Source organism: Glutamicibacter sp. BW78 (assembly GCF_002332245.1).
Lineage (GTDB): Bacteria > Actinomycetota > Actinomycetes > Actinomycetales > Micrococcaceae > Arthrobacter_H > Arthrobacter_H rhombi_A.
The window spans coordinates 189,334-202,733 of record NZ_NRGU01000039.1 but is presented as its reverse complement, the minus strand read 5'-3'; the positions used below and the strand labels follow the sequence as shown (position 1 = coordinate 202,733).

17 protein-coding genes are annotated in these 13,400 nt (G+C 66.5%); 7 read left to right on the top strand and 10 right to left on the bottom strand.

Annotation, left to right across the window (positions count from 1 at the left end; all coding sequences use genetic code 11):
* Nucleotides 1-41 precede the first annotated feature (41 nt).
* Nucleotides 42-887: a CoA ester lyase gene (locus CIK75_RS13785; protein WP_086996559.1), complete on the top strand. Its 846-nt coding sequence runs from the start codon at nt 42-44 to the stop codon at nt 885-887.
* 10 nt (nt 888-897) lie between these two features.
* On the opposite strand, the gene CIK75_RS13780 is transcribed toward CIK75_RS13785, so the two are convergent.
* Genes CIK75_RS13780 through rraA form a run of 3 tightly spaced genes read right to left on the bottom strand, consistent with a single transcriptional unit; the run spans nt 898 to nt 3,028 of the window.
* Nucleotides 898-2,124, bottom strand: coding sequence for an MFS transporter (locus CIK75_RS13780; protein ID WP_086996775.1), 1,227 nt, complete (start codon nt 2,122-2,124; stop codon nt 898-900).
* A complete protein-coding gene (locus tag CIK75_RS13775) occupies nt 2,117-2,503 on the bottom strand; it encodes a metalloregulator ArsR/SmtB family transcription factor (protein WP_086996555.1) in 387 nt (128 codons plus the stop codon). The genes CIK75_RS13780 and CIK75_RS13775 overlap by 8 nt, the downstream gene beginning before the upstream one ends.
* Before the next feature lie 60 nt (nt 2,504-2,563).
* Nucleotides 2,564-3,028 carry a ribonuclease E activity regulator RraA gene (gene rraA, locus CIK75_RS13770; RefSeq protein WP_086996552.1) on the bottom strand — a complete coding sequence of 155 codons (465 nt, stop codon included), beginning with the start codon at nt 3,026-3,028 and terminating at the stop codon, nt 2,564-2,566.
* Nucleotides 3,029-3,109: 81 nt separating this feature from the next.
* Here rraA and CIK75_RS13765 point away from each other — a divergent pair, with 81 nt between their 5' ends.
* Complete coding sequence (locus CIK75_RS13765; RefSeq protein WP_096224481.1) at nt 3,110-4,393, top strand: MFS transporter; 1,284 nt, start codon at nt 3,110-3,112, stop codon at nt 4,391-4,393.
* Entirely contained in the window at nt 4,390-5,067 is a 678-nt protein-coding gene (locus CIK75_RS13760; protein WP_086996546.1) for a FadR/GntR family transcriptional regulator, read from the top strand. Before CIK75_RS13765 ends, CIK75_RS13760 begins: the two co-directional genes overlap by 4 nt.
* Before the next feature lie 19 nt (nt 5,068-5,086).
* Here the strand turns inward: CIK75_RS13760 and CIK75_RS13755 are convergent, their stop codons facing one another.
* The 4 genes from CIK75_RS13755 to CIK75_RS13740 are packed head-to-tail and all read right to left on the bottom strand — an operon-like array spanning nt 5,087 to nt 9,373.
* Nucleotides 5,087-5,950, bottom strand: a complete 864-nt coding sequence (locus CIK75_RS13755; protein ID WP_096224480.1) for a fumarylacetoacetate hydrolase family protein — start codon at nt 5,948-5,950, stop codon at nt 5,087-5,089.
* A gap of 32 nt (nt 5,951-5,982) precedes the next feature.
* Nucleotides 5,983-6,951: a ribokinase gene (locus tag CIK75_RS13750; protein ID WP_096224479.1), complete on the bottom strand. Its 969-nt coding sequence runs from the start codon at nt 6,949-6,951 to the stop codon at nt 5,983-5,985.
* Nucleotides 6,948-8,375, bottom strand: a complete 1,428-nt coding sequence (locus CIK75_RS13745; RefSeq protein WP_096224478.1) for an MFS transporter — start codon at nt 8,373-8,375, stop codon at nt 6,948-6,950. The genes CIK75_RS13750 and CIK75_RS13745 overlap by 4 nt, the downstream gene beginning before the upstream one ends.
* Nucleotides 8,372-9,373 carry a nucleoside hydrolase gene (locus tag CIK75_RS13740; RefSeq protein ID WP_096224477.1) on the bottom strand — a complete coding sequence of 334 codons (1,002 nt, stop codon included), beginning with the start codon at nt 9,371-9,373 and terminating at the stop codon, nt 8,372-8,374. The genes CIK75_RS13745 and CIK75_RS13740 overlap by 4 nt, the downstream gene beginning before the upstream one ends.
* Nucleotides 9,374-9,548: 175 nt before the next feature.
* Here CIK75_RS13740 and CIK75_RS13735 point away from each other — a divergent pair, with 175 nt between their 5' ends.
* The gene (locus tag CIK75_RS13735) at nt 9,549-10,592 is read left to right on the top strand and encodes a LacI family DNA-binding transcriptional regulator (RefSeq protein WP_096224476.1); all 1,044 of its coding nucleotides are present in this window, start codon (nt 9,549-9,551) and stop codon (nt 10,590-10,592) included.
* Here the strand turns inward: CIK75_RS13735 and CIK75_RS13730 are convergent, their stop codons facing one another.
* The 3 genes from CIK75_RS13730 to CIK75_RS13720 form a co-directional block, all read right to left on the bottom strand.
* On the bottom strand, nt 10,593-10,781 hold the full coding sequence (locus CIK75_RS13730; protein WP_096224475.1) for a hypothetical protein: 189 nt from the start codon (nt 10,779-10,781) through the stop codon (nt 10,593-10,595).
* A 47-nt stretch (nt 10,782-10,828) separates the two neighbouring features.
* Nucleotides 10,829-11,026, bottom strand: a complete 198-nt coding sequence (locus CIK75_RS13725) for a hypothetical protein (RefSeq protein ID WP_096224474.1) — start codon at nt 11,024-11,026, stop codon at nt 10,829-10,831.
* Nucleotides 11,027-11,137: 111 nt separating this feature from the next.
* Complete coding sequence (locus CIK75_RS13720; RefSeq protein WP_096224473.1) at nt 11,138-11,395, bottom strand: metal-sensitive transcriptional regulator; 258 nt, start codon at nt 11,393-11,395, stop codon at nt 11,138-11,140.
* Between the two features lie 69 nt (nt 11,396-11,464).
* On the opposite strand from CIK75_RS13720, the gene CIK75_RS13715 reads away from it, so the two are divergent.
* From CIK75_RS13715 to CIK75_RS13705, 3 genes are read left to right on the top strand one after another with little or no spacing between them, the layout of a single operon-like run.
* A complete protein-coding gene (locus tag CIK75_RS13715; RefSeq protein WP_096224472.1) occupies nt 11,465-12,106 on the top strand; it encodes a rhodanese-like domain-containing protein in 642 nt (213 codons plus the stop codon).
* A gap of 30 nt (nt 12,107-12,136) precedes the next feature.
* Nucleotides 12,137-12,433, top strand: a complete 297-nt coding sequence (locus CIK75_RS13710) for a rhodanese-like domain-containing protein (protein WP_096224471.1) — start codon at nt 12,137-12,139, stop codon at nt 12,431-12,433.
* Nucleotides 12,434-12,477: 44 nt separating this feature from the next.
* Entirely contained in the window at nt 12,478-13,371 is an 894-nt protein-coding gene (locus CIK75_RS13705; protein ID WP_096224470.1) for a sulfite exporter TauE/SafE family protein, read from the top strand.
* The last annotated feature ends 29 nt before the right edge of the window (nt 13,372-13,400 follow it).

Genomic DNA, 13,400 nt, shown 5'->3' with positions numbered 1-13,400 from the left:
TCCGGTGGAAGGCGGAGGCGCCAACTCGGTAGTGTGTAGGTATGTCCCTTCGTAACCGCCGCGCCGCGTCCCTGCCTGCCAAACTTTCCCGCTCGTGGCTGTTGGTCAATGCAGCAAACCCCGAGTTGTTTGCCCCGGCACTGTCATCCGAAGCGGACTCGGTCATTTTCGATATGGAAGCCTCGGTACCCGATAGCCAGAAGGCCGAAGCCCGCGATGCCGTGGTCGAAGCGCTGAGCACCGGGATGACCGCTTGGGTGCGCGTCAACGGAATCGAAACCGATTTCTGGGCCGAAGACTTGGCGGCACTGTCCAAGGCCAAGGGCCTGCGCGGGGTGATGTTGGCGATGACCGAAAAGCCCGAACAGGTGACCCTGACGGCCATGCGTCTGCAGGCCGGTACCCCGGTACTGGCGTTGATCGAATCGGCGGTCGGCATCGAAAACGCCACCCCGATTGCCTCCGCCCCCGGCACGTTCCGGCTGGCCTTCGGCGTCAACGACTTCCGCAAGGACACCGGCGTCTCCGACGACCCGCTGGCGTTGGCCTACGCCCGAGGCAAGCTGGTGGTGGCCTCCCGCGTCGGGCAGCTGCCTGGAGCCATCGACGGCCCCGCCGCCGCAGGAGCTGACTCCGAGGCCGTGCACGCCAGCTGCCGGACGACGGCCACCATGGGCATGACCGGCAAGCTGAGTCTCTCCGCAGGACAGGTCGATGACATCAACCAGGATCTCTCGCCGAGCACCGACGAACTCTCCTGGGCCCACGAACTGCTCGAAGCCCATGCCGCCGGCGCTTCGGTCGGCGACGGCTCCTACCTGCCGCGTCTGGCCCGCGCCCAGAAGATCGCCGACCTGGCCGACTCCTACGGCCTCTGGAACGCCTGATCTTTTGTCGTCAGGCCACGCCTTGACGGTTCACCGAGCTGCGGGCGGGCCAGGCCCGCCGTGCGGCCACTGCCGCTGCCACGGTGAGTCCGGCGAGGACCAGCGCCGTGGCCGGCAGCCCCAGCAGCGCCCCCGAGATTCCGGCTGCCGGATAGGTGAGAATGAAGCAGGCGTGGGAAAGGGAGAACTGTGCGGCGAACACCGCAGGCCGGTTTGACTCGTTCGAGAAACGCCGCAGAAGCCGAGCCGAGGGCGTCAGGATGAGGGAGGTCGCTGCCCCCAACACCAACCAGATGGTCAGCAGGAACGCCCATGTCGACCCCGAATCCGCGAGCATCGTCGCAGCTGAGGTGGCCACCAGCCCGGCCGGCAGAATGATGGCTCCGCCGAGCATGACCCGTCGATCGGGGATCGCGTCGAGCACCCGGGGAAGTGCCAGCGCAACGATCATGGAGCCGCTGCCGTAGGCGGCCAGAAGCAGCGCGACATCGGTTTGCGAGCGACCCAACTGTCCCTGGACCAGCACCACGGTGTTCACCACGACCATGGCGGTGGCCGCGGCGACCACCATGTTCAGTGCCAGGAGACTCCGAAGTTCAGGAGTTTTCCAGAACACCCGGGATCCGCGGGTCAGCCGTTCCAGGAACGGGGAAGCAGCGGCGGGCCGGAGGGCGGGAAAGACGGTCGCCAAGACCAGGACGGCCGAGCCGACGAATCCGATGGCCGTGCCCACGAAGAGATTGTGGTAGCTAAGAAGGGTGAGCAGGGCCGCGGCGAGCATCGGGCTGAGCAGGGATTCCAGGTCGTAGGCGAGGCGGGACATGGACAAGGCCCGAGTGTATTGGCGCTCCTCGGGCAAAATCTCCGGGATCACTGCCTGGAACGCCGGGGTGAACGTCGCCGAGGCGGCCTGCAACACGAAGATCAACACGTAGATCTGCCAAACTTCGGTGACGAAGGGCAGCATGAGGGCAACTCCGGCACGCAGCACATCGGAGCCGATCAGCAGGACCTTGCGAGGCACCTGCGAGGTGATGGCCGCGGCGATGGGTGCCACGGCGACGTAGGCGAGCATCTTGATGGTCAGTGCCGTGCCGAGAACGATGCCTGCGTCGCCGCCGGCCAGGTCGAAGGCCAGCAGGGACAGGGCCACCGTGAGTAGGCCGGTACCCAGCAAGGCGACGACTTGGGCGCTGAAGAGCTTCCGGTAGGACGCGTTGCGCAGGACCTCAAGCACGCGCGGCATCCGTAGTTGTTTCCGTGGGAGGACGGTCCTGCTTGTGGTGGGCCGGGTGTTCATCCAGGGCGTGTTGGGCTTGGAAAATAGCGTCGGTCACCAGCTGTCGGGCGTGCTCGTTGGCGAGACGGTAAAAGACCCTGTTTCCCCCCTGCCGCGTCGCCACGATGCGGGCCAGGCGCAGTTTCGCCAGGTGCTGCGACACTCCGGCCGGCGACTTGGAGACGATTTCGGCCAGGCTATTCACCGGCAATTCCCCATCGCGCAGTGCCAAGATGATGCGGACTCGGGTCGCATCGGCCAGCATCGTGAAGACTTCCACCGCCAACTCCACGTAGTCACTGTCCGGCGGCACAGTAAATTCACTATCTGCATTCATGCGTAGATAGTTGCATATAACTCGTCGCACCGCCATGGCGTCGGCAGGTGTGCCCGGAGCTCAGGCCTCGACGACGATCCCGTCCTCGTCCGAATGCAGCATGGCACCCGGCCTGAAGTCGACCCCGCCGAAGGAGAGAATGACGTCGGCCTCTCCGTTGCCGTGTTTGGAGGACTTGCGCGGGTTTGAACCGATGGCCTTCACCCCGAGGTCCAGTTCGGCCAGGGCCACCCGGTCGCGGATGCAGCCATGGATGACGACGCCCGACCAGCCGTTGGCCACGGCGGCCTCGCCGATCATGTCACCCATGAGGGCGGTCTCCAGTGATCCGCCGCCGTCAACAACGAGGACGGCGCCCTCGCCGGGAGTGTTCAGGGTCTGTTTGAGCAGGGCGTTATCGCGGTCGCAGCGGATGGTCCGTATCGGGCCGCTGAACCATGTCCGTCCCCCCAGGTTCTGGAGCTGCACGGAGAGCGTCTGGAGCGATTCGTCGTCGTCGAACAGGTCGCAGGTAGTGAAAGTCATGAACCCAGCATAATTCCAACGGCGATAAGACGTGGATCACCATAGTTGGACCATGAAACATCAGACGTCTAATGTTTCTCCGTGCCCTCTTCGACTGCCACCGCCCCACCACCCTCCGTCATCCCCCGGACGCGCTGGATCACGGTGCTCGGCGTGGTCGCCGTCGTGCTGGTGGGTTTGAACCTGAGGGCCGGCATCACCAGTGCCGCCGCCCTGTTCCACGACCTGCAGGCGGTGCTCGGGTACGGGCCGTTGGTGGCGGCCATCCTCCCTTCCATCCCCACGGTGACCTTCGCCTTCGCCGGTGCCGCGACCGCATGGTTGGTCCGCCGCATCGGGGTGGAGCGGACCATTTTGTTGGCGTTGGTCATCCTGGCTGCCGGGCTGGCGATCCGTGCCATCCCCTCGGTGGGCATGCTGCTGGTGGGGACCGTCGCAGGAATGTGCGGGATCGCGTTGTGCAACGTGGCGATGCCCTCCTTCATCCGCGAACACTATGCACACCGGACATCGACCCTGACCGGAACGTACACGATCACGATGTCCCTCGGGGCCACCGCAGCCTCGGCGCTGGGGGTCCCGTTGGCCCGGCAACTGGGTTCCCCGAGCCTGGGGTTGGCTGCCTGGTCGATTCTGGCCGCCGTCTCCGTCCTGGTCTTCATCCCGTTGGCGATCGCCGGTCGGCCGCGGCCGCGGCCGCGACAGGATGCCGCCCTGCCGGTGGCTCCGGCGGAACCCGGAGGCTCACTGCTGGCAGTCTTGCGAACCCGCCAGGGCCTGCTGATCACGGGGTTCTTCACCGTCCAGGCACTGTTGGTCTATTCGCTGATCAGTTGGTTGCCGGTCATCCTGATCTCCCGTGGCATGGACCCCTCGGCAGCAGGAATCATGCTGGGTCTCATGCAGCTGGTCACGATCCCGGCGACCGTGGTGCTGTTGGCCATGGCCACCCGCCCGCATCTGCTGCGTTCGGCCTTCATGGTGTGCTGTATCGGGATCCTGCTGGGTCTGAGCTGCCTGATCCTGCTGCCCGTCGGTTTCTCCGTCCTGTCAGTGGTCCTGTTGGGCCTCGGACTCACGATCTTCCCTCTCTTGCTGGTCGTCATTAGCCGCAGCGGCCGCAATGCTGTCGAAACCACGGCGATCTCCACGGTGGCCCAATCCGTGGGTTACCTGGTGGCCAGCGCTGGACCCTTCGGCCTGGCGTTGCTCCACACCCTGGCCGGCGGCTGGACCGCACCGTTGTGGGTGTTGTTCGTCGTCGCGGTGATCCAGCTGCTGCTGGCCTGGGCTCTCACCTCCGATAGACCGGCAGGACCGGCAGGTCAGGCACGCCGGAGGAGGAAGCGTGAGGTGCCGGCATGAACATCCCGCCGCGGACCCCCTTGGTCCAACAAGTCACCGATGCCCTGCGCCGGGCCATCAGCTCGGGCGAGTGGCCGGTCGGTGCACGGATCCCCGCCGAGCCGGCGCTGATCGAACGATTTGCCGTCTCGCGGGGCACGCTGCGTGAAGCCATCAAGGCCCTATCGCATGCCGGCATGCTTCAAGTCCGTCGCGGGGACGGAACCTATGTGCGCACTCGCAGCGAGATCGAAGGCGCCATCGGGCAGGCCTACCAACGTCATTCCGACCAGGACGTCATGCAGGTCAGGTTCGCCCTGGACGCCCAAGCGGCCCGGCTGGCAGCGGGCGTCGCCGGTGAAGCCGAGCTGGAGCAGCTGCGGGCAATTCTGGCCGAACGCCGTCGAGCGTGGGAGGTCGAGGATATCGAGGGGTGGATCGACGCCGACTGGAACTTCCATCTGGGGGTGGCCCGCGCCTCGGGAAATGCCTTATTGGCCGAGCTGTATGCCAGTTTCGGTGACGTCTTCCATGGCAGCAAGCTAGCCCAGCGCCTCTACCGCGGTTTCGACGGTTGCCGGGCGGCAGGTCATGAGGAACTTCTTGAGGCGATCGCCGCAGCGGATCCGGAGGCAGCGGATCGCAGCACGGTGTCGAACCTGCTGTACTGCCTGTCTTTCACCGAGGCGGGCTGAGCGCGGGTTCCGGAACCTTCTATCGGATCCGGTTGCGCTGAGTTCCGAGGCCGTCGATCCCTGTTTCCAGCACATCCCCGGAGGTGAGCCAGGGGTGGCGTCCCTGCTCGTTGCGCCGTCCCAAGGCCACCCCCGCCGGAGTCCCCGTGAGGATGAGGTCGCCGGGGACCAGGGTGACCATGGTGGAGAGGTAGGCGACCAGTCGAGCCGGGCCGAACACCAAATCTGCTGTCGAATCCTCCTGGACGGTCTCGCCGTTGACTCGGGTGCTGATGCGGGCCCCGTCGGGAAATTCTTCGGCGCTGACCAGATACGGGCCCACCGGGGTGGAGGCCTCCCAGCATTTACCGGCCAGCCATTCGGCGGTCCGCCCTTGCCAGCCGCGCATCGATACGTCATTGGCGACCGTATAGCCGGCAATATGCCCGGCGGCATCGGCCTCGGGGATCCGGCGGCCTGCCCTGCCGATGACGATGGCCAGTTCACCTTCCCAATCGAGTCGGTGGTCCTCCGGCGGCACGTCGATGGGGTCCATCGGCCCGGTGAGCGAGCGGGCGAACTTCGTGAACACCGTCGGATATTCGGGGAGCTGTTGCCCGGTTTCTAGGATGTGGTTGCGGTAGTTCAGCCCGATGCAGAAGACCTTCTCCGGGGAGCTGAGCAACGTCGCGAAATCGGCGTCGGCTACCGGTATCCCGGCGGAGGGGGTCCGCAGGGAAGCCGTGGGATCGGCGGCCGCAACAGCTTCGGCGCGGGTTTGTTCATCGGCGGCCAGGAAAGCCCCGACGTCGGAAAACCCCGACAGTTCGTGGGCCGTCTCACCGTGGATCACTGCGGCGAAGGTGGCCCCGGTGCCGGGTGTGCGAAGGGTGGCAAGTTTCATGCAACCATCCCACCACAATGGTCCCGCGGGACCTAGCGTGCCGCGGTGACCGCTGCGTCGTCGGGGTAGGCGGCCTGCGTACCCTTCTTCGTGGCAGCCAAGGCCGCGGCCACCGAGGCGAAGGAGGCGGCGTCGGACAGGGGGTCTCCTGCGGCCAACCGGGTCGCCAGGGCACCGGTGAAGGCGTCGCCGGTCCCGGTGGTGTCCACAGCGTGCACCCGGGTGGGGGCGATCCTGGTGATGCGGGCTCCGGCGTCTGGGTGGGCATCGAGCACCACCGATCCGTGGGCGCCCAGGGTGACGACCACGCGGTTCAACCCGCGGTCGGTGAAACGTCCGAGCACCGGCTCCCAGGCCTCATCGGCGGCGTCGGCCGCGGGGATGCCCGTGCCGTCCAGGAACTGGGAAGCCTCGTGCGTGTTGACCAGCAACACCGACGTCAGCTCCGCCAACTCCCGGGTGATCGGGGCATAGGGGGAGAGGTTCAGGACCACGGTGGCACCGACGTCGTTCCCGGCACGCGCCGCAGCCATCACTGCCTCCGGAGCAACTTCCAGACACAGGCACACCACCGAGGCGCCGGTGAACAGCCCGGAGGCCTGGATGATCGTGTCCTCCGATACGGTTCCGTTGGCTCCTGCTGAAATGACGATGCTGTTCTCGCCCGCAGCGTCCACGGTCACCACGGCGACGCCGGTTTCCACCCCTACCACGCGCTGTACCGCCTCGGTGCGGACGCCTGCGGCGGAACAGGAATCGAGCAGCATGGTGCCGTGCGGGTCATCGCCGACGGCACCCAGAAGAGTCACGTCGGCGCCGAGTCGGCCGGCGGCGACCGCCTGGTTGGCACTTTTGCCCCCGGGGTTCACGGTGAACCCTTCGCCATGCAGGGTCTCGCCCGGGGTGGGGAGGCGTTGGGTGTAAATGGTGAGATCGGCGTTCAGGGAACCGACGACCACGACGCGGCCCCGGTCTTCGGTGGTGTGGCTGGGGGTGTTCATGCGGTGACCTCCGCGTCGACGGGTTTGGGGATGAGCAACGAGGCGAACAGGGCGGCCGCGGTGATGACGAGGCCGGTGATGATGACCGCTACGTAGGAGCCCTGCCCATCCGGCCCGGTCGTTGACACGAGCACGGCAGGCAGCACGAGGAAACTGAGCCCGGCGCCGAGGTTGAACGCGCCGGCAGTCATACCCGGCAGGAAGCCGGGGTTGCCGACCGGGGACAGGACGATGCCCAACCCGTTGAGCATGATGTTCGCAGTGCCGGCATAGGCGATGCCCAGCAGGGCGGTGCCGGTGATCATCAAGGGCAGGCTGCCCAGACCGAACAGCAGGATCACCAGCAGGGCGGCGATGCTGCCGACGAGGCCGAGCCGCAACACCTTGTTGTAGCCGAGGACCGGGGCCAGCCGGCCGGCGAATGGCCCGACGATCCAGCCCAGCAGGGCGTACGGGGTGAGGATCAGCAGGGCCGTGGCCGTGGGGCCGAGGTCGAAGCCCTGATCCGTGGCCTGTACGTAGGCGGGAACAATCCCGTTGATGACGGCGAAGACGCCGGTGATGGTCAGTACCGTGGTCAGCAGCGGGGCCCAGGTGGAGCGTTGGCGCAGATGAACGATCTGCACCATTGGCTCCGTGGAGGCCTTCTCAGTGGCCCAGAATGCAGCAAAGGCGGCGACGGCCACCGCCAACAGGAGCAGCGACACCAGCAGCCCGGAAGCCGAGAAGGCGGCCACCAGTTCGGCGCCCTCATTCAGGGCGGTCAGCAGCGCGCCGACGGCGACGACGATGAACAACACGCCGCGCCAATCCATCCGTGTCCCGGCCTGCGGCGTCGATTCGGGGGACTTCCAGGCGACGCAGGCCGCTGCGACGACGGAGATGACGACCATGAACCAGAAGATGCTGCGGAACCCGTGGTTCTCCGCCAGATACCCACCCAGGAAGGAGTCGACGCCGGCGATGCCGCCGTTGACGGCGAGGATGAGGCCCATCAAGGTGCCGTAGCGGCGCTGGTCGGTCACGGCCGAGCGGAGCATGAGCAGGCAGAGCGGGACGGTGGGGCCGCTGACGCCCTGGATGATACGTCCGGCGAACAGCCAGCCGATATTCGGTGCCAACGCGGCGACCGTGGAGCCGACGGCGGTCAGCAACAGCATCCCCACCAACACCCGGCGGCGTCCGATGATGTCGCTGAGCCGGGGAAGGAACAGCGAGAAGAGTGCGGCGGTGGTGAAAAACCAGGTCTGCGAGAGTCCGACGGCGGCCTGGTCGGTGTCAAGCTCCTGCCCGATGGTCACCAACGCGGGGCTGAGCATGGAGGCGTTGAGTTGGAAGGCCACGCAGGCGGCCAACAGGGCGACCATGAGAGCGGTGGCCCCTCCGGTGGAGGATGCCGCCGGACGGGTGGTGGTCGCGCTCATCGGGCAGTCGCCGTCATCGGTGCGGCGGAGGCCAGATCCACGTTGCCAATGCGTTCGAGGGCGTCGGTGACCAGATCCCAGAAGCGCCCGTGGTCCAGGTCCACGGCGACCGAGGTGTTGCAGTCCGGTGGCGCCGGGGCCCTGAAGTCGGCGACCGTCATGCCCAGGGTCAGGGTTCCTCGGAGTTCTATGTTCACGGGGACCTTCACGGTGGAGACGATGGTCGGGTCGATGACGTAGGCGACGGCGCAGGGATCGTGGACCGGCGGAAAGTCGAAACCCTGATGGTCTTGGTAGGCCTGTGCGAAGAAGTCCATCAATTCGCGCACGAACTTCGCCGGTCCCGTGCCGATCGACTCGATCCGGGCGACGACCTCGTCGGTGGCCAGTGCCTGGTGGGTCAGGTCCAGTCCGACCATGACTACCGGCCAGTCCTCGTTGAAGACGATATGGGCGGCCTCGGGGTCGATGATGATGTTGAATTCGGCCACGGCGCTCCAGTTCCCGGCGTGGTAGCCGCCGCCCATCAGCACCACTTCGCGCACCCGTTCGACGATGCGTGGTTCCTTGCGGGCGGCCATGGCGATGTTGGTCAAACCGCCGGTGGGGACCAGGGTGATCGTCCCCGGCGCGTGGGCCATGATCGTCTCGATGATCAGATCCACGGCGTGACGCCGATCCAGTTCGATGGCCGGTTCGGGCTGGGCGGGGCCGTCCATGCCGGTCTCGCCGTGGATGTCGCCGGCGGTCTCGACCTGTCGAACCAGCGGACGGTCACAGCCTGCGGCGAAGGGGATGCCTGTCATGCCGGCGATGGTGCCCACCGACAAGGCGTTCTGGGTGACCTTGGCCAGGGTCTGGTTGCCCACGACGGTGGTGACCGCCAGCAGTTCGATATCGGGGTTGCCATGGGCCAACAGGATGGCCACGGCGTCGTCGTGACCGGGGTCGCAGTCCAGGATGATCTTGCGGGGTCCGGCGGGGGCATCTGCGCCCATGTTTTTCTCCACGTCATTGGGGTGCCCGGTAGGAGCCAGGCGTCAGGGGTCTTCAGGGGCAGTTTTCCACTGCCAACCCCGTTACGTCAAACGCTTAACGTCGAACGGTGCGACGGCGGCCCGAGGCGCTCGTTCTGTTGGCCCTGCCGGGCTGCCGGCTCGGTAGGATGGGGCCATGGAATCCGCCGATGCCCCACTTCCCGGCGCGCCCGGCAGGCGGCGGGCCACCGCGGCGATGGTCGCCGAACGGGCGCAGGTCTCCACCGCCACGGTGTCTCTGGTCGCCAACGGCAAATCACGTGGACGGGTCTCGGCGGTCAACGAGGCCCGCGTGTTGCAGGCCATCCACGAGCTGGGCTACGTGGTCGATGGCATCGGCAGCTCGCTGTCCCGCGGAGTCAGCTCGACCGTGATCATGGTGGCCCCCGATATCTCCAACCCCTTCTTCGCCAACGTGATCGCTGGAGTGCGCACGGCGCTGGGGCAGGACTACCAGCTACTGCTCTCGGTCACGGACGCAGGTACGTTGCCCAGCGCCGACGATACCCGCAGGCTGCTGTCCCTGCGACCTGCCGGATTGTTGGTCGATGCCCCGGACGAGGCGTTCCTGGAGGAGCTGTCGGCTCCGGACCCGCTGGTGCTGCTCGACGCTCCGGGCCTGGGGAAGCGGTTCGCCGCGGTGAACCTGGATGTCGCCCACGGCGCCCGGGAGCTGGCAGGGCATCTGGCCGCAGCCGGCCACCGGAAGGTCGCCTATGTCGACGGCATCACCGGCACGGCGACCTTTGAGTTGCGACGCGCGGCCTTCCTGGCCGCCGCAGATGCCTTGGGTCTGGAGGTCCCGGACGCCGCGTGCTTGGCGACCACCATCGACGTCGGTGTGGTCGCCTCCGAATTCGCCTCCGTCTGGCCTGCCTGGCAGCAGGCAGGGGTCACCGCTGTGGTCTGCGCGACCGATACCCATGCCTACGGGATCCTGCAGGAGGCCCGCGCCCGCGGGCTGCGCGTTCCCGGTGACCTGGCTGTCGCCGGCTTCGATGACCTGCCGTATTCGCGCACGAGCAATCCGTCACTGACCAGTGTGCACCTGCCGGGCGAAGAACTCGGCCGGCAGGCGGCGCAGCAGCTGCGCCGGCTCATGGCCGGCGAAATGCTCGAAGACCAGGAGTTGACGTTGGCCAGCTCGTTGGTGGTGCGGGGCTCCACCACGGTGGACTAGCTACAGCACCATGAACAGCACGATCACGATGACGGAGAGTGTGGTGATCATGCCGATGATCGTCGGCCACGGGTTTCTGGGGCCGGCCTGCGGGGCGAAGGGCTCGCGGAGCCCGGGCGTTCCAGGATTTCCTCCGAGCAGCGGGGCGCTGTCGGCCTGGGAGGTGGTGGGCCGTTCGTCGTGCTCCATGGTGCCGGATCCTCTCGTCGGGGCGTCGGGGCGTCGGGGCACCCAGCCTATCCCCCGGTGTTGGAGGGTGCGCGCTTGAACAGGCGGGCGAGCCATCCGCCGGAGGTCGAGGATTCCTTGGGGGCGTTCGGATCGCAGGAGCAGCGGTCGGCGCGGGGAACATTCGCCATGACCTGCTGGACATGCTGGCCACAACCGGCCCACGTCGTTTTCTGGCATTTGCGGCATTTCAGGGCTCGGCACATGGGACCTCCTGGGGTCGGTGTTATTGCGGGCGAGACCGGTCCTGTCACAACCCACTCTGATACATACCCTCGAGGGTATTGAAGTATGCGCGTCAGTGTCCTCTCACTGGGTTAGGCCAGTGAGAGGAAGAGGCGCTCCAGCTCCTTCTTGTCCATCGAGCCGTCTTCGCTGGAGAGGCACTGCTCCAGCCCGGTGGCAATGATGGCGAAGCCGGCCCGATCCAGCGCCTTGGAGACCGCCGACAGCTGGGTGACGACGTCCTTGCACTCGCGCCCCTCCTCGATCATCCGGGTGACGGCTGAGAGCTGGCCCTGGGCGCGTTTGAGTCGGTTGATGACGGGGGCGAGTTCGGTGGTGTCGAGCTGCATGACTACTCCTGGTGGTCGGTTTGTTGTTTCATCATACCCCCCTGGGTGTTTTTGCATACCCTAGGGGGTATGTGTGAGACTGCTGGGGAACCACTGATCCGACAGGAAGAAGTAGACGTGTCTCTTGCACCATCCGCAGTCACCGATCTCGATGCACAGACGGTCCGCAACTGGATCGACGACCAGCAGGGCGTGAAGATCATTGACGTCCGCTCTGCCGCCGAATTCGAGACCATGCACATTCGTGGCTCGTACAACGTGCCGCTTCCGTTGCTTTCCGAGCACACCGCCGAACTGGCCGAACGCCTCGATGGCCGCGTGGTGCTGGTCTGCCAATCGGGAGTCCGTGCCGATCAAGCACGCACTCGCCTCGACGGTGTCGGTGTCGACCACGCCCAGGTGCTCGATGGCGGTGTGGCGGCCTTTGCCGCTGCCGGTGGGGACGTCGTGCGCGGAGTCCAGCGCTGGGACCTGGAGCGTCAGGTACGCCTGGTGGCCGGATCCTTGGTGGTCGCCGGACTTCTGGCCGGGAAATTCCTGTCACCCAAGCTCCGCCTGCTTTCCGGGATGATCGGCACCGGGCTGACCGTCTCGGCGGCCACCAACACCTGCGCCATGGGCCAGGCGCTGTCCAAGATGCCGTGGAACCAGGGTGCCACCTGCCCGGCGCCGCGTGCGGTCATCGGCCAGATCCCGCGCTCCACTATCTGATCCCCACCCCTCGAGCCCACCGGAGAAACCATGCCTGCAACCACGATCAACGAAACCGACCAACGCCGCTGGACCGAGCAGGTCCTCGATGTCCGCGAGGACTTCGAAATCGCCGAAGGGATGATCCCCGGCGCCGTGCACATGACGATGGGAGACCTGAGCGAGCGGGTGGGCGAGCTTGATGCCGACCGGCCCATCATCGTGGTCTGCCGCAGCGGAAACCGCAGTGCCCAGGTGGCCGAGGCGCTCAACGCCGTCGGCTGCACGGCGGACACCATGACCGGTGGCATGTCCGCCTGGCAGGGCGCCGGCCTGCCCACCACCTAGCCCGCGGGCCCCGCCACCATTCGACCTCCGCAAAGGACCCTGCCATGACGCTGACCCTCCTGTTGACACTCGTCCTTTCGGTGCTGATTGGACTCTCCCTCGGCTTGCTCGGCGGGGGTGGCTCCATTCTCACCGTCCCCATCCTGACCTATGTCGCGGGAATGAAACCCAAGGAGGCCATCGCCGCCTCGCTCTTCGTCGTGGGAGCCACCTCGGCAGTCAGCGCCGTGTCCCATGCCCGCAACGGCAGGGTGAAATGGCGCACCGGTCTGGTTTTCGGTGCCGCCGGCATGGCGGGAGCCTTTGGCGGCGGGCTGCTGGGTGGGCATATCCCCGGAACGGTGCTCATGATCGCCTTCGCCCTGATGATGGTCGCCACCTCGTTGGCCATGATCCGTGGGCGCAAGAACGGAGGTGCGCAGGGGTACGACGGCGATCTTCCGCTGGGCAAGGTCATCCTCGAGGGGCTGGTCGTCGGCCTGGTTACCGGGCTGGTCGGTGCCGGTGGCGGATTCCTCGTCGTTCCGGCGTTGGCGCTGATGGGTGGGCTGTCCATGCCAGTGGCCGTGGGCACCTCATTGGTGGTCATCGCGCTCAAATCCTTCGCCGGATTGGGCGGCTACCTGACCACCGTCTCCCTCGATTGGGCCCTGGTGTCGGGGGTGACTGCCGCAGCGATCCTGGGTTCACTGGTCGGCGCACGCCTGGCAGGAAAAATCCCCGAAAACGCGTTGCGCAAGGGGTTCGGGGTGTTCGTCCTGGCCATGGGTGTCTTCGTTCTGGTGCAGGAACTCCCGGCCCCGGCCAACCTCGTGGTCGGCATCCTCGGTGCCACCCTGGCGGTGGCCGCGGTGGCCTGCAGATATCTCATCCCCTCATGCAAGTCCCGCCTCCTCGCCTCCAGCGAAGAGCCCGTCATTGCCACCACCCACTCATGATGCGACGGAACCACCGTCACCACGAAAAG

Bases quoted from the DNA above. Each gene is read 5' to 3' on its own strand.
- CIK75_RS13785 (WP_086996559.1), top strand. From the start codon at position 42: ATGTCCCTTCGTAACCGCCGCGCCGCGTCCCTGCCTGCCAAACTTTCC.
- CIK75_RS13715 (WP_096224472.1), top strand. From the start codon at position 11,465: ATGTGTGAGACTGCTGGGGAACCACTGATCCGACAGGAAGAAGTAGAC.
- CIK75_RS13740 (WP_096224477.1), bottom strand. From the start codon at position 9,373: ATGGGCGCAGATGCCCCCGCCGGACCCCGCAAGATCATCCTGGACTGC.
- CIK75_RS13760 (WP_086996546.1), top strand. From the start codon at position 4,390: ATGAACATCCCGCCGCGGACCCCCTTGGTCCAACAAGTCACCGATGCC.
- CIK75_RS13750 (WP_096224479.1), bottom strand. From the start codon at position 6,951: ATGAACACCCCCAGCCACACCACCGAAGACCGGGGCCGCGTCGTGGTC.
- CIK75_RS13735 (WP_096224476.1), top strand. From the start codon at position 9,549: ATGGAATCCGCCGATGCCCCACTTCCCGGCGCGCCCGGCAGGCGGCGG.
- CIK75_RS13705 (WP_096224470.1), top strand. From the start codon at position 12,478: ATGACGCTGACCCTCCTGTTGACACTCGTCCTTTCGGTGCTGATTGGA.
- CIK75_RS13730 (WP_096224475.1), bottom strand. From the start codon at position 10,781: ATGGAGCACGACGAACGGCCCACCACCTCCCAGGCCGACAGCGCCCCG.
- CIK75_RS13775 (WP_086996555.1), bottom strand. From the start codon at position 2,503: ATGAATGCAGATAGTGAATTTACTGTGCCGCCGGACAGTGACTACGTG.
- CIK75_RS13755 (WP_096224480.1), bottom strand. From the start codon at position 5,950: ATGAAACTTGCCACCCTTCGCACACCCGGCACCGGGGCCACCTTCGCC.
- CIK75_RS13745 (WP_096224478.1), bottom strand. From the start codon at position 8,375: ATGAGCGCGACCACCACCCGTCCGGCGGCATCCTCCACCGGAGGGGCC.
- CIK75_RS13725 (WP_096224474.1), bottom strand. From the start codon at position 11,026: ATGTGCCGAGCCCTGAAATGCCGCAAATGCCAGAAAACGACGTGGGCC.
- CIK75_RS13720 (WP_096224473.1), bottom strand. From the start codon at position 11,395: ATGCAGCTCGACACCACCGAACTCGCCCCCGTCATCAACCGACTCAAA.
- CIK75_RS13710 (WP_096224471.1), top strand. From the start codon at position 12,137: ATGCCTGCAACCACGATCAACGAAACCGACCAACGCCGCTGGACCGAG.
- rraA (WP_086996552.1), bottom strand. From the start codon at position 3,028: ATGACTTTCACTACCTGCGACCTGTTCGACGACGACGAATCGCTCCAG.